Origin of the sequence: Mycobacterium sp. IS-1742, assembly GCF_001500125.1 — a bacterium.
Lineage (GTDB): Bacteria > Actinomycetota > Actinomycetes > Mycobacteriales > Mycobacteriaceae > Mycobacterium.
In genome coordinates, this window is sequence record NZ_LQIV01000012.1 from 91,652 (window position 1) to 107,342 (window position 15,691).

The 15,691-nt window shown below is 69.5% G+C and carries 14 protein-coding genes; 6 read left to right on the forward strand and 8 right to left on the reverse strand.

The genetic code is table 11. The features are described from left to right. Positions 1-8: 8 nt before the first annotated feature. Genes AU196_RS09015 through AU196_RS09040 form a run of 6 tightly spaced genes read right to left on the reverse strand, consistent with a single transcriptional unit; the run spans position 9 to position 6,278 of the window. Positions 9-1,790, reverse strand: a complete 1,782-nt coding sequence (locus AU196_RS09015; RefSeq protein WP_059094766.1) for a DUF2339 domain-containing protein — start codon at positions 1,788-1,790, stop codon at positions 9-11. Between the two features lie 57 nt (positions 1,791-1,847). Next, complete coding sequence (locus AU196_RS09020) at positions 1,848-2,477, reverse strand: response regulator (RefSeq protein ID WP_502687234.1); 630 nt, start codon at positions 2,475-2,477, stop codon at positions 1,848-1,850. Positions 2,478-2,496: 19 nt separating this feature from the next. Next, positions 2,497-3,642, reverse strand: coding sequence for a MacS family sensor histidine kinase (gene macS / locus AU196_RS09025; protein WP_059094767.1), 1,146 nt, complete (start codon positions 3,640-3,642; stop codon positions 2,497-2,499). Next, positions 3,643-4,395: an amino acid ABC transporter ATP-binding protein gene (locus AU196_RS09030; protein ID WP_059094950.1), complete on the reverse strand. Its 753-nt coding sequence runs from the start codon at positions 4,393-4,395 to the stop codon at positions 3,643-3,645. Between the two features lie 5 nt (positions 4,396-4,400). Next, positions 4,401-5,324: an amino acid ABC transporter permease gene (locus tag AU196_RS09035; protein WP_059094768.1), complete on the reverse strand. Its 924-nt coding sequence runs from the start codon at positions 5,322-5,324 to the stop codon at positions 4,401-4,403. A gap of 18 nt (positions 5,325-5,342) precedes the next feature. Continuing rightward, positions 5,343-6,278: an ABC transporter substrate-binding protein gene (locus AU196_RS09040; protein ID WP_059094951.1), complete on the reverse strand. Its 936-nt coding sequence runs from the start codon at positions 6,276-6,278 to the stop codon at positions 5,343-5,345. A 151-nt stretch (positions 6,279-6,429) separates the two neighbouring features. On the opposite strand from AU196_RS09040, the gene AU196_RS09045 reads away from it, so the two are divergent. From AU196_RS09045 to AU196_RS09070, 6 genes are all read left to right on the forward strand, one after another. Next, complete coding sequence (locus AU196_RS09045) at positions 6,430-7,014, forward strand: HdeD family acid-resistance protein (protein ID WP_059094769.1); 585 nt, start codon at positions 6,430-6,432, stop codon at positions 7,012-7,014. A 94-nt stretch (positions 7,015-7,108) separates the two neighbouring features. Further along, on the forward strand, positions 7,109-8,578 hold the full coding sequence (locus AU196_RS09050) for a cytochrome ubiquinol oxidase subunit I (RefSeq protein ID WP_059094770.1): 1,470 nt from the start codon (positions 7,109-7,111) through the stop codon (positions 8,576-8,578). 14 nt (positions 8,579-8,592) lie between these two features. After that, the gene (gene cydB, locus AU196_RS09055; RefSeq protein ID WP_059094771.1) at positions 8,593-9,645 is read left to right on the forward strand and encodes a cytochrome d ubiquinol oxidase subunit II; all 1,053 of its coding nucleotides are present in this window, start codon (positions 8,593-8,595) and stop codon (positions 9,643-9,645) included. Between the two features lie 23 nt (positions 9,646-9,668). After that, positions 9,669-11,234 (forward strand): thiol reductant ABC exporter subunit CydD, encoded by a 1,566-nt coding sequence (gene cydD / locus AU196_RS09060; protein ID WP_059094772.1) that lies wholly within the window; start codon positions 9,669-9,671, stop codon positions 11,232-11,234. Beyond that, positions 11,221-12,741 carry an ATP-binding cassette domain-containing protein gene (locus AU196_RS09065; RefSeq protein ID WP_059094773.1) on the forward strand — a complete coding sequence of 507 codons (1,521 nt, stop codon included), beginning with the start codon at positions 11,221-11,223 and terminating at the stop codon, positions 12,739-12,741. The genes cydD and AU196_RS09065 overlap by 14 nt, the downstream gene beginning before the upstream one ends. Before the next feature lie 11 nt (positions 12,742-12,752). Further along, a complete protein-coding gene (locus AU196_RS09070) occupies positions 12,753-13,379 on the forward strand; it encodes a DUF4190 domain-containing protein (protein WP_059094774.1) in 627 nt (208 codons plus the stop codon). Here AU196_RS09070 and AU196_RS09075 read toward each other — a convergent pair. Both AU196_RS09075 and pyk read right to left on the reverse strand, forming a co-directional pair. Then, entirely contained in the window at positions 13,376-14,239 is an 864-nt protein-coding gene (locus AU196_RS09075) for an acyl-CoA thioesterase II (RefSeq protein ID WP_059094775.1), read from the reverse strand. The genes AU196_RS09070 and AU196_RS09075 overlap by 4 nt on opposite strands. Positions 14,240-14,250: 11 nt before the next feature. Next, entirely contained in the window at positions 14,251-15,669 is a 1,419-nt protein-coding gene (pyk, locus tag AU196_RS09080) for a pyruvate kinase (RefSeq protein WP_059094776.1), read from the reverse strand. Positions 15,670-15,691: the final 22 nt, after the last annotated feature.

Here is a 15,691-nt window from a genome sequence, read left to right on the forward strand (position 1 = left end):
GACTCTCCTCACACCACCCGGCGGTCCTGAACGGCCAGCAGTCGGGCGTAGCCGGCACCCATACCGAGCAGGATCAGGCCGACCACGAGGAACACCGTCACCCGGAAGATTCCGTCCAGCGTGCCCAGGTCGAAGAGGAACAGCTTGGCCATGGCCGCGCTCACCAGGGCGAGCGCGGCGGCGAGGAACGGCGGCCGCTCGGTCCTGGGTCGGCGGGCGGCGTATCCGAACAGGGCCGCAGCGGCGCCGATCCAGCAGATCGTCGCGGCCACGTGGCCGCCGAAGAATCCGCCGCCGGTACCGCCGATCAGCACACCCGTGGTCACGCAGAACACCGTCACCGCGTAGGTGGCGACGCCCCCCGTGGCCGCCCACAGCATGCGGGCGTTGTCCTCCCCCGCGCCGGTCCGGCCGGTCCAGGCGCGCGCGATCGCCACCGCCGCCGCGATGAGCAGCAGGCTGGAGACCAAAACGGCCGCCGCGTCGGGGCCGCTGGTCTCGACCGCGTACACCAGCGCACTCGGCGGTGCGTAGGCGACGTACAGACCGCCGCCGGTCACGGCGAACCCGAGCGCCGACCACCTGGCGACCTCGTCATGGCGCCCGGCCACCGCGACCACCGCCGCCATCGCCAGCAACAACGGTGCGGCGACCTCCCCGTCGAACGCGACGGTGACCGCGATCAGCGCGCTCACTGCCGACAGCGCCGACCAGATCTGGCGGACGGGCCCGGCCACCGCGGGCAGCCACTGAGCGCTCAACACGATCGCCAACAGCGCCGCGGCCAGTGCCGCGTTCATCAGCGACGCCACCACCCGGTCCGCGGTGAGCGACACGCAGAGCACCGGCGCCACCCCCGCGGCGGTGAGCAGCGACATCGCCACCCGCCGAGACGTCCGTGGCAGCACAAGCAGGGCACCGGCCAGAGCGAGCAGCGCGGCGATGCCGCAGGCTCCGGCCACCAGCAGATCGTGGCCGCGGTCGAACACGAGCGCCGCCAGCAGGGGCAGCGTCACCGCCGCCGTCCGGGCGGCATGCAGCCACAGCCAGTCCCTGTCCAACTGCACCGGAAGCGTCGCGGCCGACAGCGCGAGCATGAACGACACGAGCAGCAGCGTCACCCCGTCGGTGAGCACCGGGGCGAGTGCGATCAGCGGCACCAGCACCAGCAGCCCGAGATGCTCGGAGTCCCACCGGCGGGCCAGCGCGAGCCCGCCCCCGCCGACGGCCGCGGCGAGCACCAGACCGACGGGGGCGGCGATCCATTGGTAGATCGTCGTGACGGCGATGACGTCGAAGTACGCCGCGGCGATCCCGGTGGCCGCCAAGGCGATACCGCCCACCCGGCCACCGTCCCTGGCGTTGAGCCGGCAGCCGACGGCGACGAGCGTCGCCGCGAGCACTGCGCCCGCGCCCACACGGATCTCCGGCCGCAGGACGCCGGCCTGCGCCGCGAGCACCAGGAGCAGGACCACACCGATCAGCGTCACGGCCACGCCGGCCACCGCCAGCACCTTGCCGATCCACCCCTCCGACCGCTCGCGCCGCACACGCGGCGGCGGCGGTGGCAGCGGCGCGGGCGGTGGTGGCGGGAGCGGCGGGACCGGCCGCGGTACCGGGGACGGCATGTAGATCGGAAGCGGTTGCGGCGCCGCCTGCGCAGCGGGCGGCCGGTCGGCCAGCAGTCGGTCCAACTCGGTCAGATCCGCCGACACGCGGGCGAGTTGCCGGGAGATCGCCGCGAAATCGGTCGACAGCCGGGCGATCACGGCACGGTGGGGTTCGGTCATGCACTCATCGTCGACGCCGGGGCACCCGGTGCGGATGAGTAGGACTACCCGACTTCGCTATTCGTCGAGCCCGTGCTCGATCGCATAGCGCGCGAGTTCCACGCGATTGGCCACCTGGAGCTTGCGGAAGGTCGCCTGCACATGGTTCTCGACGGTGCGGTGACTCAGGGAGAGCCGGGCGGCGATCTGCTTGGCGGTCAACCCCTTCGCCACATGGCGCAACACCTCGGTCTCGCGTTCGGTGAGCGTGGGCGCCGACGCGTCGGCGTCCGGTCGCTGCGCGATGCGCCGGTACTCCCCCAACACCAGCCCGGCCAGACCCGGGGTGAACACCGCGCGCCCCTCGGCAGTCGCGCGCACCGCGTCGCTCAGTTCGGCTTTGGAGGCGCTCTTGACCAGGTAGCCGGTGGCACCGGCCTTCACCGCCTCCAGAACGTCCTCGCGTTCGTCGGACGCGGACAACACCAGTACCCGGGACGCCGGTGACACCGCGAGCACCTCGGCGGTGGCCCTGGCGCCGTCACCGTCGGGCAACCGCATGTCCATCACCACCACGGCCGGTTTCACGACAGCGGCGCGGCGGCGGGCCGCCTCGACGCCGTCCGCGGTCGCGACCACGGCGAAGCCGTCGTCATCGAGATCGCGGGCCACCGCGTCGCGCCAGATGGGATGGTCGTCGACCACCATCACGGTGGTCGGCCGTTCGTCAGCCACGCCCACCATCCTGCCGCCTGCGCGGCACGGTCAGCTCCCATTCCGTGCCGTGACCCGGTTCGGTGTACAGCTCGGCCACCCCGCCCAACGACTTCATCCGTCCCACAATCGATTTCGCGACACCCATCCGGCCCTCGGCGGCGGCCTCGGCGAGCCGGCCCTCGGCGATGCCCACCCCGTCGTCACGCACACTCACCGTCACCGCGTCACCGAGATCCTCGACCAGGACGTACGCCCGGGCGCTCGGACCGGCGTGGGCCGTCACGTTGTCGAGCGCGTTGACCGCTGCCGCACAGAGTTCGGCCGCGACGTCGGAGTCGAGCAGGACAGGGTCGGGCGGCAGGCTGACCGAGACCAGGTCGGACGCGTGGCGGCGCAGCAGCGCGCCCACATCGGACAGGGCGCCGGACGCGTCGGCGGTGTCGGGATCGCTGACCAGCCGGCGCAACGCACGCTCCTGTTCGCCGGCGAGTTCGGCCAGTTCCGCCGTCTCCCCGCCGATCTCCCTGCCCCGGCGCGCGACGAGCGCCAGCACCTGGATGGCGCCGTCGTGAACGTGCCGCGAGAGCCGCTCGCGTTCCTCCAGTGCGGCGGCCAAACGGGTGGCGCGTTCGAGGTCGGCGTGCGCGCGGCGGGCGGTCTGGGCGGCCATCCCCACCACCAGCCCGACCGCGAGTTCGATGACGATCGTGGCGTTGCGGAAGACGTTGATGGTGACGTGACCCTTGAGCAGGGCGTAGGCCGCCATCACCACCAGACCGGTGACCATCCCGGCCACCGGCCCGCGCAGAATCGCCGCCGAGATGACGGCATTGGTGGCCCACAGCGTCGTCGGCCAGGACTGGTTGTCGGCCACCCACTGGTCATCGGCCACCAGGGCGGTCGACAACATCAGCGCCGCCACGACGCCGACCTCGGCCGCCACCCAGGCCGGTGTGCGCCCGAACCCCCGCAGATACGCGACGGCGCAGGCACCGCTCCAGGCGGTCAGTGCGGCGAACAGTGTCCACGCGACGCCACGGCGCACGAGGTCGTCGTTGACCGCGAGCTGGAAGCCCAGTGCGTAGAGCCAGCTCAGCAGCCGGAAGACCTGCGCCGCCCGCCACAACGGGGTCGCGGGATCCACCCGCTGGGGCATCTACATCACCTTGGACAGGAAGGCCTTCGTGCGTTCCTCGCGCGGGTTGGCCATCATCTCGCGCGGGTTCCCCGACTCGACGATCACCCCGCCGTCCATGAACACGAGCTTGTCGGCGACCTCGCGGGCGAACCCCATCTCGTGGGTGACCACGAGCATCGTCATACCCTCCGAGGCCAACTTCTTCATGACCCCCAACACCTCGCCGACCAGTTCCGGGTCGAGCGCCGACGTCGGCTCGTCGAAGAGCATGAGTTTCGGGTTCATCGCCAGCGCCCGCGCGATCGCCACGCGTTGCTGCTGACCGCCCGACAGCTGAGCGGGATAGGCGGTGGCCTTGTCCGCCAGCCCGACCAGTTCGAGCAGATCCTTCGCCCGCGCCTCGGCGTCATGCTTCTTCACCCGTTTGACGTGCAGCGGCGCCTCGACGACGTTGCCCAGCGCCGTCCGGTGCGGGAACAGGTTGAAGTGCTGGAACACCATGCCGACATCGCGGCGCTGCTTGGCCGCCTCACGGGGTTTGAGCTCGTGCAGCCGGCCACCGCGCTCCCGGTAGCCGACCAGGGCGCCGTCGACGTAGAGGCGTCCGGCGTTGACGTGCTCCAGGTGGTTGATGCAGCGCAGGAACGTCGACTTCCCGGATCCGGACGGTCCGACGATGCACAGCACCTCGCCCCGTTCGACCTCCAGCGTCACCCCCCGGAGCACCTGCAGCGCGCCGAAGTTCTTGCAGACGGCTTCGGCTTTGACCATCGGCGTCACGGGTGTTCACCCACTCTCTGCGCCTTCGCGAGCGCCTCGAGCTGTTTGGTGGTCAGCTTTCGCGACGCGCCACGGGAGAAGTAGCGCTCGAGGTAGTACTGACCGACCATCAACACGCTGGTGATCGCGAGGTACCAGGTGGCGGCGACCATCAGCAGCGGGATGGGCTGGAAGATGACGCCGGCGATGTCGCGGGCCCGGCCGTAGAGCTCGAGGCTGTACGGCACCGCGGTCACCAGCGAGGTGGTCTTGAGCATGCTGATGATCTCGTTGCCGGTGGGCGGGATGATGACACGCATCGCCTGCGGCAAGACCGTGCGGCGCATCGTCATCGCCCATGACATACCCAGCGCGGTGGACGCTTCGGACTGCCCCTCCGGCACCGAACTGATTCCGGCCCTGATGATCTCGGCCATGTAGGCGGCCTCGTTGAGGCCCAGACCGATGATCGCCAGCGTGAAGCTGATCGACAGACCCTGCAGATCGAACTCGAAGAACGACGGCCCGAACGGGACGCCGATCCGGATGTTCTGGTACAGCGTCGGGAACAGCCCCCAGAAGACCAACTGCACGTACACCGGTGTGCCGCGGAAGATCCAGAGGTACACCCAGGCAACCGATTTGAACACCGGATTGGGCGACAGCCGCATCACGGCCAGGATCACGCCGAGCACCAGCGCGAGCACCATCGAGAAGATGGTCAGCTGGAGGGTGTTCCACGCGGCCTCGGAAATACGTTGGTCGAACAGGTATTTGCTGTAGGTCGACCATCCGTAGGCCTCGTTGGTGGCCGCCCCGTAGAGGAACAGGCCGACCAGGATGATGATGACGACCGCCGCCACCCACCGCCAGGGATGTCGAAGCGGTACGGCATCGATGGGAGCGGGGTCGGCGCGCGGCGACGAGTCGGCATCGGTCATCGTGTCGGGTCGGTTTCGCTAGCTGATCGCGCCGTTGATCACCGGCTTGTCGATCATTCCGTCCTCGACACCCCAGTTCTTCGCGATCTGTTCGTAGGCGCCGGATTCGATGAGGTGCTCGAGCGCCTGCTGCAGCGACTGGCCCAGCGGTGATCCCTTGGCGACGGGCCACCCGTAGGGCGCCGCGTCGAAGATGTCACCGGCCGTCTCGAGCTTGCCGTTGCTCTGCTTGACGGCGTAGGCGGTCACCGGCGAGTCCGCCGACATCGCATCGGCCTGTCCGAGGACCACGGCGTTGGCCACCGCGTCCTGCTCGTCGAATTTCACGATCTCGATGGCCGGCTTGCCGGCATCGGTGCACGCCTTGCTCTTGGCCGGCAGTTCCTCGGTCTCCTCGATGGTCGTCGACTGCACGGCGACCCGCTTACCGCAGGCGTTCGCGGGATCGATGCCGCCGCCCGCCTTCTGCGCCCACTGGATGCCGGCCGAGAAGTACGTCACGAAGTCGACCGACTCCTCGCGTTCCTTGGTGTCGGTGAACGACGACATACCGACGTCGTAGGTGCCGCCCTGGATGGACGGGATGATCTTCTCGAAGTCCGATTCCCGGTACTCGGCCGTCACGCCCAGCGTGGAGGCGATCGCGTTCATCAGGTCGACGTCGAAGCCGACGATCTTGCCGCTGGGGTCCTTGAACTCGTTCGGGGCGTAGGGAACGTTGACGCCGACGATGAGCGAACCGCGGTCCTTGATCGGCTGCGGCAACGTGTTGGCGATCTCGTCGACCTTCTCCGCGGTCGCCGCCGTCGTCTCCTCCGCCGGACCGGTGGTGTCGGTGTTCTGCGCACATCCCGACAACGCCATCGCGCCGCTGACAGCAAAAATCGCTGCGAAGCGCCACATCTTCCCCGTACGGATCTGGCATCGTGACACTGTTGCCTCTTTCTCTTGCATCGGGCCGTTCCCGGTCTCCAAACCGACGACGTTAACCATCGCGGTCGCGGCACGCACTTCCGGTAACGGAACATTAACGACCTGGCACCGAAGCCACAGGCGTACCGCCAAATCGTCAGCCCCGCACACGGCGCTGTGCCACACTGCGCGCATGGAAACTACCGCTGCCCCAACCATGTTGCGGCACCTGTGGATCTACACCGTGGTGTCGGGTCTCCTGGCGGTGCTGCTCGGCGTCCTCATCTTCATCCGTCCGGGTGCGGCCATCCTGGTGACAGCCATCTTCTTCGGCGCGTACCTCCTCGTGACCGGTGTCGCGCAGGTCGTCCTGGCCTTCAGCGTCCGCTCGTCGTTCGGCGGGCGCGCGCTGTTGTTCATCAGCGGCGCCGCCGCCCTGGTGCTCGCCGTGCTGTGCTTCATCAACCTGTCCAACTCGATCGACCTGCTGGCGATCTGGATCGGCGTCGGCTTCATCTTCCGCGGCGTCGCCACCGCGATGTCGGCGTTCAGCGACCAGTCACTGCCGGGCCGGATCTGGGAGATCATCGTCGGCGTCATCAGCGTCATCGCCGGCATCATCATGTTCGTGGCGCCGCTCGAGGGCCTGGTCGCCCTCACCCAGGTGACCGGCGTCATCCTTGTCGTGATCGGCATCGTCGAGGTCATCGCCGGGATCCGGATGCGCAGGGAGTCCGCGGCGGCCGCCGCCCCGTCCCGCGCGGACAACGTGACGTAACGCACCCAGTAGGGGACCAAAGTCCCTGGTCCAGGACCCCGCAGCGCTACTACACTTCGTCGTAGATACGTGGGTAATCGCGGGAGTTGGTCAGATGGACGCTTTGGACGTGTCACGGTGGCAGTTCGGTATCACCACCGTCTACCACTTCATCTTCGTACCGCTGACCATCGGCCTCGCGCCGCTGATCGCGGTGATGCAGACCGTGTGGGTGGCCACCGGCAACCCGACGTGGTACCGCCTCACCCGATTCTTCGGCAAACTGTTCCTGATCAACTTCGCGATCGGCGTCGCGACCGGCATCGTCCAGGAGTTCCAGTTCGGGATGAACTGGAGCGAATACTCACGCTTCGTCGGTGACGTCTTCGGCGCGCCGCTGGCGATGGAGGGCCTCGCCGCCTTCTTCTTCGAATCCACCTTCATCGGCCTGTGGATCTTCGGCTGGACGCGCCTGCCCCGCCTCGTGCACCTGGCGTGCATCTGGATCGTCGCGATCGCGGTCAACATGTCCGCGTTCTTCATCATCGCGGCGAACTCGTTCATGCAGCACCCCGTGGGCGCGCAGTTCAACCCGGAGACCGGGCGCGCCGAACTGACCAGCATCGTCGCGTTGTTCACCAACAACACCGCGATCGCCGCGTTCAGCCACGCGGTGGCGGGGTCGTTCCTGACGGCGGGCACATTCGTCGCGTGCGTGTGCGCCTGGTGGATGGTCAAGGCGCACCGCGAGGGGCGGACACCGGCCGAGAAGCACATGGCCGCCGCGCTCTACCGGCCGGCCACCATCCTCGGCTGTCTGGTCGCGGTCGTCTCCGCCGGCGCGCTGTTCTACACCGGTGACGTCCAGGGCAAGCTGATGTTCGAACAGCAGCCCATGAAGATGGCATCGGCAGAATCGTTGTGCCACAGCGCCACCGACCCGGCATTCTCGGTCCTGACCGTAGGCACGCACAACAACTGCGACAGCGTCACCCACCTCATCGAGGTGCCCTACGTGCTGCCGTTCCTCGCCGAGGGCGAGTTCAGCGGTGTCCACCTCGAGGGCGTCAAAGACCTGCAGGAGCAGTACGAGCAGCAGTTCGGCCCGGGCGACTACCGGCCCAACCTGTTCGTCACCTACTGGTCGTTCCGCGCGATGATCGGGTTCCTCGCCGTACCCGTGCTGTTCGCGGCGGCCGCGCTGTGGCTGACCCGCCGCGGCCGCGTCGCCCATCAGCGCTGGCTCTCCCGGTTCGCGCTGCTCACGCTTCCGACCCCGTTCCTGGCCAACAGCGCCGGCTGGATCTTCACCGAGATGGGCCGGCAGCCGTGGGTGGTGGTGCCCAACCTCGACGGCGACCTCAGCGTCCGGCTCACCGTGGACCAGGGCGTGTCCGGGCACTCGATCGGGATGGTGATCACCTCACTGGTGACCCTCACGCTGGTGTACGGCGTGCTCGCCGTCATCTGGTTCTGGCTGCTCAAGCGCTACGTCGCCGAGGGTCCACAGGAACACGACTCCGAACCCACTCCCCCCAATCCGCCCGGTGACGACGAGGTCGCACCTCTGTCCTTCGCGTACTGAGGGGGTTGACGACAATGGGACTTCAGGAACTCTGGTTCATCCTCCTGGCGGTGCTGTTCCTCGGCTTCTTCGTCCTGGAGGGCTTCGACTTCGGCGTCGGGATGCTGATGGGCTTCTTCGGCCGCGCCGCCCGCGACCGCGGACCCGAGGCCGTCGAGGTGCACCGGCGCACCGCCCTCAACACCATCGGCCCGGTGTGGGACGGCAACGAGGTGTGGCTCATCACCGCGGGCGGGGCGATGTTCGCCGCGTTCCCCGACATGTACGCCACCATGTTCTCCGGGCTGTACCTGCCGCTGCTGGTCATCCTGTTCGCGATGATCCTGCGGGTGGTGGCGATCGAATGGCGCGGCAAGATCGACGATCCGGACTGGCGCCGCTGGGCCGACATCGGTATCGCCACGGGTTCGTGGCTACCCGCGGTGCTGTGGGGCGTGGCGTTCGCCGCGCTGGTGCGCGGCCTGCCCGTCGACGCCGACAAGCAGGTCCACTTGTCCATCGGCGACCTGCTCAACGCCTACACCCTCCTCGGCGGGTCGGCCACCTGCGGGTTGTTCCTCCTGCACGGTGCGGTGTTCACCGCGCTGAAAACCGAAGGCGCCGTGCGGGATGACGCGCTGCGATTCGCCGGCGCGCTGGCACTGCCGGTCACCGTGCTGGTCGCCGGGTTCGGTCTGTGGACGCAGCTGTCCTACGGTAAGAGCTGGACGTGGTGGGTGCTCGCCGTCGCCGTCGTCGCGCAACTGGCCGCGGTGATCCGCGTCTGGAGCCGCAGCGGGGAGGGCTGGGCGTTCACCTACACCGCGGTGGTGGTGGCGGCCGTCGTCGTGCTGCTGTTCGGTTCGCTCTATCCCCAGCTGATTCCCTCGACGCTCGACCCCGCCTGGAGTCTGACCATCGACAACGCGTCCTCGTCGCCGTACACGTTGAAGATCATGAGCTGGGCGGCGCTCATCTTCGCTCCCCTTGTGGTCGCGTACCAGGCGTGGACGTACTGGGTGTTCAGCAAGCGGATCTCCGCCGAACGCATCCCCGAACCGATCGGCCTGCGGAGGCGGTCGAGCTGAACCTCTGGCGCAGTTCACCGGCGATGCGGCGCTTCCTGGCCGCATCGGTGATCTGCGGTGTGGTGATCAGCGCCACCACCATCGCCACGGCGGTCGTGCTGGCCCGCGTGGTGGCCGGGGTCATCACCGACCCGGGCTCGCGGACCCTGTCGGCGTGGTCACCCATGCTGGTGCTGCTCGCCGGACTGTGGACGGTGCGGTTCCTGGCCCAATGGCTGCAGGGCCGGTTGTCGCAACGGGGCGCCACGGCGGTGATCGCCGACCTGTCCGCACAGGTGCTCAACACCGTGACCACGCTGCCGCCGCGGCAGCTGGCCGCGGTGCGCGACGATGCGGCCACCGTGGTCAGCCGCGGTCTCGACGGTTTGCGGCCGTTCTTCACCGGATACCTGCCCGCCGTCTTCCTCGCCGGGATCCTCACGCCGGCAGCGGTGTTCGCGATCCTGGTCGTCGACTGGCGTTCGGCGGTCATCGTGCTCATCGCGTTGCCGCTGATCCCGATCTTCATGATCCTGATCGGGCTGGTGACCCGTGACCGGTCGGCGGCCGCGCTAGCGGCGATGACGACGCTGCAGTCCCGGCTGCTCGACCTCGTCGCCGGCATCCCCACCCTGGCCGCGCTCGGCCGCGCGGGCGGATCCGCGCAGCGCATCGCCGAACTGTCCGCCGCCCACCGCCGCTCGGCGATGGCGACGCTGCGGGTGGCGTTCCTGTCCGCCCTCGTCCTCGAACTGCTGGCGACGCTCGGCGTTGCGCTGGTCGCGGTGAGCGTCGGGCTGCGATTGGTGTTCGGCGACATGACGCTCTTCGCCGGCCTGGCCGCCCTGCTGCTCGCCCCCGAGGTGTTCTGGCCACTGCGCCGCGTCGGTGTCGAGTTCCACGCCGCCCAGGACGGAAAGACCGCCGCCGAGCGGGCATTCACGCTGATCGACTCGGGCACCGCGACGTCGTCGGGCACCGAGACCGTGACGGGACGCGGTGCCGTGATCCACGTGGACGGCTTGCCGTCCGACCTGCTGCCCGGACGGGTGACGGTGCTGACCGGCCCGAACGGCTGCGGCAAGTCCACGACCCTGCAGGCCATCCTCGGGCTCGGCCCGCCGCTGTCCGGCCGGGTGACCGTCGCCGGTGTCGACGTCGCCGAACTCGACCTGCCCGCGTGGTGGAGGCAGATCGCCTGGCTGCCGCACCGGCCGGTGCTCATCCCCGGCACCGTCCGCGACAACCTCGACCTGTTCGGACCCCTGACCGACGTCGAGAGTGCCTGCCGGGACAGCGGATTCGACGAGGTTCTGGCTGGGCTGCCCGATGGCCTCGACACCGTGCTGGGCCGCGACGGGGTCGGCCTGTCGCTCGGTCAACGCCAGCGGCTGGGCCTGGCGAGGGTCTTCGGCTCCGACGCCGCGGTGCTGCTGCTCGACGAGCCGACCGCCCACCTCGACGCGGCGCTGGAAGCCCGGGTCCTCGCGGCGATCGCGGCGCGGGCGCGGGCCGGCGCAACGGTTCTGGTGGTCGGACACCGAGACAGCGTGCTGGCCGTCGGTGACCAGGTCGTCAGGATGGGAGGCGAGGTCCTTGTCGACCACTGACCCCCTGCTGCGCGTGGCCGTGGACCTGCTGCGCCCCCGCCTCGGACGGCTGATGCTCGCGATCGGCCTGGGCGTGCTGTCGCTGGGCAGCGCCCTGGCCCTGGCCGCCATCGCCGCGTGGCTGATCACCCGGGCCTGGCAGATGCCGCCGGTCCTCGATCTGAGCGTCGCCGCCGTCGCGGTGCGGGCGCTGGGCATCTCGCGCGGTCTCCTCGGCTACTGCCAGCGACTCGCCGTCCACGACACCGCGTTGCGCGCGGCAGGTCAGGCCAGGACGGGGCTGTACCGCACGCTCGCCGCGGCGCCGCAGGAGGTCGCGATGCGGCTGCCGGGCGGTCAACTGGTCGCCCGCATCGGCGCGTCGGTCGACGATCTCGCCGACGTGCTCGTGCGGGCGGTGGTGCCGATCGCGGTGGCCGCGGTGCTGTCGCTCGCCGCGGTCGGCGTGCTGGCTGTTATCTCGCCGGGGTCCGCGGCACTGCTGGCGGCCTGCCTGCTCGTCGCGGGCGTCGCCGCACCGGCGCTGTCCGCACGCGCGGTCGCGTCGGCCGAGAACGCCGCGGTGACCCATCATGCGGATCGCGACGTCGCCGCGCTGCTCGCCCTCGACCACGCCGCCGAGCTGCGGGTCTGCGGCCGACTGGCCGGAGTGGTCGCCGAAGCTCAACGCCGTCAACACGATTGGGGTGAGGCCGCCGACCGTGCCGCGGCGCCCGCGGCGCTGGCCGCCGCCGTCCCCGGTGCCGCGATGGGCGTCAGCGTGCTCGGCGCCGCCGCCGCGGGTATCGCACTCGCCGGATCGGTGGCACCGACGACGGTGGCGATTCTCATGCTGCTTCCGCTGTCCGCGTTCGAGGCGACCACGGCGCTGCCCGCCGCGGCGGTGCAACTGACCCGCTCGCGCATCGCCGCCCGGCGGCTGTCCGAACTGACCGACCCCGCGCCCGCCGACCGTCGACGCCCCGTGGTGCCGCCCATCCCCCTGCACAGGGGCGACCGCGTGGCCGTCACCGGACCGAGCGGTTCGGGGAAGACCACGCTGTTGATGGCGATGGCCGAGCAGCCCGACGACTTCACCGGTGCCCGCGCGTTTTTCGCCGAGGACGCGCACCTGTTCAGCACCACCGTGCGGGACAATCTGCTGGTCGCACGCGGGGACGCCACCGACGCGGACCTGCGGTCCGCGCTCGCGAAGGTCGGCCTGCTGCCGTGGCTCGACGACCTGCCCGACGGGTTGTCCACCGTGCTGGTCGGCGGCGCCGCCGCGGTCTCCGCCGGCCAGCGCCGTCGCCTGCTGCTCGCACGCGCACTCGTCTCGTCGTTCCCCGTCGTGCTGCTCGACGAGCCGACCGAACACCTCGATGCGGACGACGCCACACGACTGCTCACCGAACTACTCACTCCCGGTGCGCTTTTCCCGGCCGACCGCACCGTCGTCGTGGCCACCCACCACCTACCCGACGACGACCTGCCCTGTCTACGCCTGAATCTGGCCGTCAGCGGGTAACGTCAGCACACATGACCGAGTCGGACAAGCCCGAACAGTCGCCGTCGGCACCGCCGCCGCCACCCCAACCTGATCCGGCACAGCAACAGGGCTACCCACCGCAACAGGGGTATCCGCAACAGGGGTATCCGCAACAGCAGCAGCCATACCCGCCGCAACAGCCGTACCAGTACGGCGCCTACCCCGGCGGCTATCCCCCACCGCCGCAGGGCTCCTACGGGGGCGGCTACCCGGGGGGTTACCCGGGCGGGTACCCGACGCAGACCGCACCGAAGAACGGCCTCGGCATCGCCTCCTTGATCGTCGCGATCGTCGGCCTGCTCTCGGTCTACGGCGGGATCCTGCTCGGGGTCGTCGCGGTGATCCTCGGTGTCCTCGGCCGCGGCCGGGCCAAGCGGGGTGAGGCGACCAACGGCGGTGTGGCGATGGCCGGCATCGTCCTGGGCGCCCTGGCTGTCGTGGTGTCGATCGCCGCGATCGCGATGACGGTCATGTTCGCCAGGGAGGTCGGCGCGGGCGATCTGTTCGAGTGCCTGCAGCAGGCCGGCAACGACGTCGATGCGCAGCAGGAGTGCCAGGATCAGTTCCAGCGCAACATCGAAGACCAGTTCAGCGTCACGCTGACGCCCTCGCGTTAGCGGCCGGGGAAGTACTTCACGACCGCGTCCGACGCGACTGTCGCCAGCAGCGCGCCGGACCGGTCGAAGAAGTGACCGGTGCCCAGGCCGCGTGATTCGGCGGCCGCCGGCGACGACGTCGAGTAGAGCACCCACTCGTCGAACCGCACCTGCCGGTGGAACCACACCGAGTGGTTAATCGTCACGGCGAAGATGCGGTCGAATCCCCACGACAGGCCGTGGGTGGTGATGATCGAGTCCAGCACGGTGGTGTCCGACGAGTAGACCAGCGCCGCGGTGTGCAACACCGGATCCTCGGGCATGGCGCCTTCGGTCTTGAGCCATACCCGGTTGTGGTCGAGGCGCTCCCCCTTGTCACGCATCACCCACGCCGGATCGTTGGTGTAGCGCCACTCGATCGGCCGCAGTGCGTCGACGAAGTGCGGCACGGTCTCCTCGTAGCCGCGCAGCAGTTCCCCGATCTTCGGCAGCTCGTCGGGTGCCGGGACCTCGGGCGCGGCGACGCCGTGTTCGAGGCCGCGCCCGCCGTTCATGTACGACACCATCGCCGTGGTCAACAGGTCGTCACCCTGGCACACGTCGACCCGGCGGTTGGCGAACCGTCGTTCGTCGCGCAACCGCGTCACCCGGAACTCGAGGTCCCTGGCCGGGTCGCCGCCGGCGATGAAATGCACCGACAGCGCGCTGGGCGAGATCCGGTGGTCGACCGTGCGGCTGGAGGCCACGAACGCCTGGGCCATCATCTGCCCGCCGAACGTGCGGACCGGATTTCTGCTCGGATGCGATCCGAGGAAGGTGTCGTCGTCGAGGCGTCGGAGGTCGAGAACCGCCAGCAGCTCTGCGAAATCCGCTGCCGACAAGATCGCCCCCTCTAGACGTCGTCCTCCCCGATCCGGTGCACGTGGATCAGATTCGTGGAGCCTACTGTGCCCGGCGGCGCGCCCGCGACGATGACCACCAGATCACCGCGCTTGTAGCGGCCGAGTTCGAGCAGCGACTTGTCGACCTGACGGATCATGCCGTCGGTGGTGCCGATCTGCGGCACGATGAACGTCTCGGTGCCCCACGTCAGCGCCAACTGGCTACGCACCTCGGGCAGCGCGGTGAAGGCGAGCACCGGCAGCGGCGTGTGCAGCCGGGCGAGGCGCCGAACCGTGTCGCCGGACTGGGTGAACGCGACCAGCGCCTTGGCGTCCAACCGCTCCCCGATGTCGCGGGCGGCGTAGGAGATCACGCCGCGCTTCGTGCGCGGCACATGGGTCAGGGGCGGGACGACGACGGAGTTCTCCTCGACCGCGGTGATGATGCGCGCCATGGTGCGCACGGCCTCGAGCGGGTACTTGCCGACCGAGGTCTCACCCGAGAGCATGACCGCGTCGGCGCCGTCGAGCACCGCATTCGCGACGTCGGAGGCCTCGGCGCGGGTGGGCCGGGAGTTCTCGATCATCGACTCCAGCATCTGGGTGGCGACGATGACCGGCTTCGCGTTCTCGCGCGCCATCTGGATGGCGCGCTTCTGGACCAGCGGGACCTCCTCGAGCGGGAGTTCGACGCCCAGATCGCCGCGGGCGACCATGATCGCGTCGAACGCCAGCACGATCGCCTCGAGGTTGTCGATCGCCTCGGGCTTCTCGAGTTTGGCGATCACCGGGACTCGCCGTCCGACGCGGTCCATCACCTCGTGCACGAGTTCGACGTCGGCGGGGGAACGCACGAACGACAGCGCGACCAGGTCGACCCCGAGCCGCACCGCGAACTCGAGGTCCTCGATGTCCTTCTCCGACAGCGCAGGCGCCGAGACGTTCATCCCCGGTAGCGACATGCCCTTGTTGTTGCTGACCCGCCCGCCTTCGGTGACCTCGCAGACGACGTCGTTGCCCTCGATGGCGTTGACCACCAGCGCGACGTTGCCGTCGTCGACCAGCACCCGGTCGCCGGGGGTGGCGTCCTCGGCCAACCGCTTGTAGGTCGTCGACACGCGGTCGTGGGTGCCGTCGATGTCGTCGACGGTGATCCGGACGGTCTGACCCTCTTTCCACTCGGTCGGCCCGTCGGCGAACCGGCCGAGCCGGATCTTCGGGCCCTGCAGGTCGGCGAGGATGCCGACGGCGCGGCCGGTGTGGTCGGAGGCCGCGCGGACCCGCTTGTAGTTGGCTTCGTGATCGGGGTAGTCGCCGTGGCTGAAGTTGAGCCGCGCGACATCCATCCCGGCCTCGACGAGCTTTCGGACGGCGTCGTCGGAGGCCGTGGCCGGGCCGAGGGTACAGACGATCTTCCCGCGTCTATTCACGTTGACTCATCGTAGTCGTTGA

Coding starts and splice junctions, on each gene's coding strand:
- AU196_RS09015 (WP_059094766.1), bottom strand. CDS start 1,790: ATGACCGAACCCCACCGTGCCGTGATCGCCCGGCTGTCGACCGATTTC.
- AU196_RS09020 (WP_502687234.1), bottom strand. CDS start 2,477: ATGGTGGTCGACGACCATCCCATCTGGCGCGACGCGGTGGCCCGCGAT.
- macS (WP_059094767.1), bottom strand. CDS start 3,642: ATGCCCCAGCGGGTGGATCCCGCGACCCCGTTGTGGCGGGCGGCGCAG.
- AU196_RS09030 (WP_059094950.1), bottom strand. CDS start 4,395: ATGGTCAAAGCCGAAGCCGTCTGCAAGAACTTCGGCGCGCTGCAGGTG.
- AU196_RS09035 (WP_059094768.1), bottom strand. CDS start 5,324: ATGACCGATGCCGACTCGTCGCCGCGCGCCGACCCCGCTCCCATCGAT.
- AU196_RS09040 (WP_059094951.1), bottom strand. CDS start 6,278: ATGCAAGAGAAAGAGGCAACAGTGTCACGATGCCAGATCCGTACGGGG.
- AU196_RS09045 (WP_059094769.1), top strand. CDS start 6,430: ATGGAAACTACCGCTGCCCCAACCATGTTGCGGCACCTGTGGATCTAC.
- AU196_RS09050 (WP_059094770.1), top strand. CDS start 7,109: ATGGACGCTTTGGACGTGTCACGGTGGCAGTTCGGTATCACCACCGTC.
- cydB (WP_059094771.1), top strand. CDS start 8,593: ATGGGACTTCAGGAACTCTGGTTCATCCTCCTGGCGGTGCTGTTCCTC.
- cydD (WP_059094772.1), top strand. CDS start 9,669: ATGCGGCGCTTCCTGGCCGCATCGGTGATCTGCGGTGTGGTGATCAGC.
- AU196_RS09070 (WP_059094774.1), top strand. CDS start 12,753: ATGACCGAGTCGGACAAGCCCGAACAGTCGCCGTCGGCACCGCCGCCG.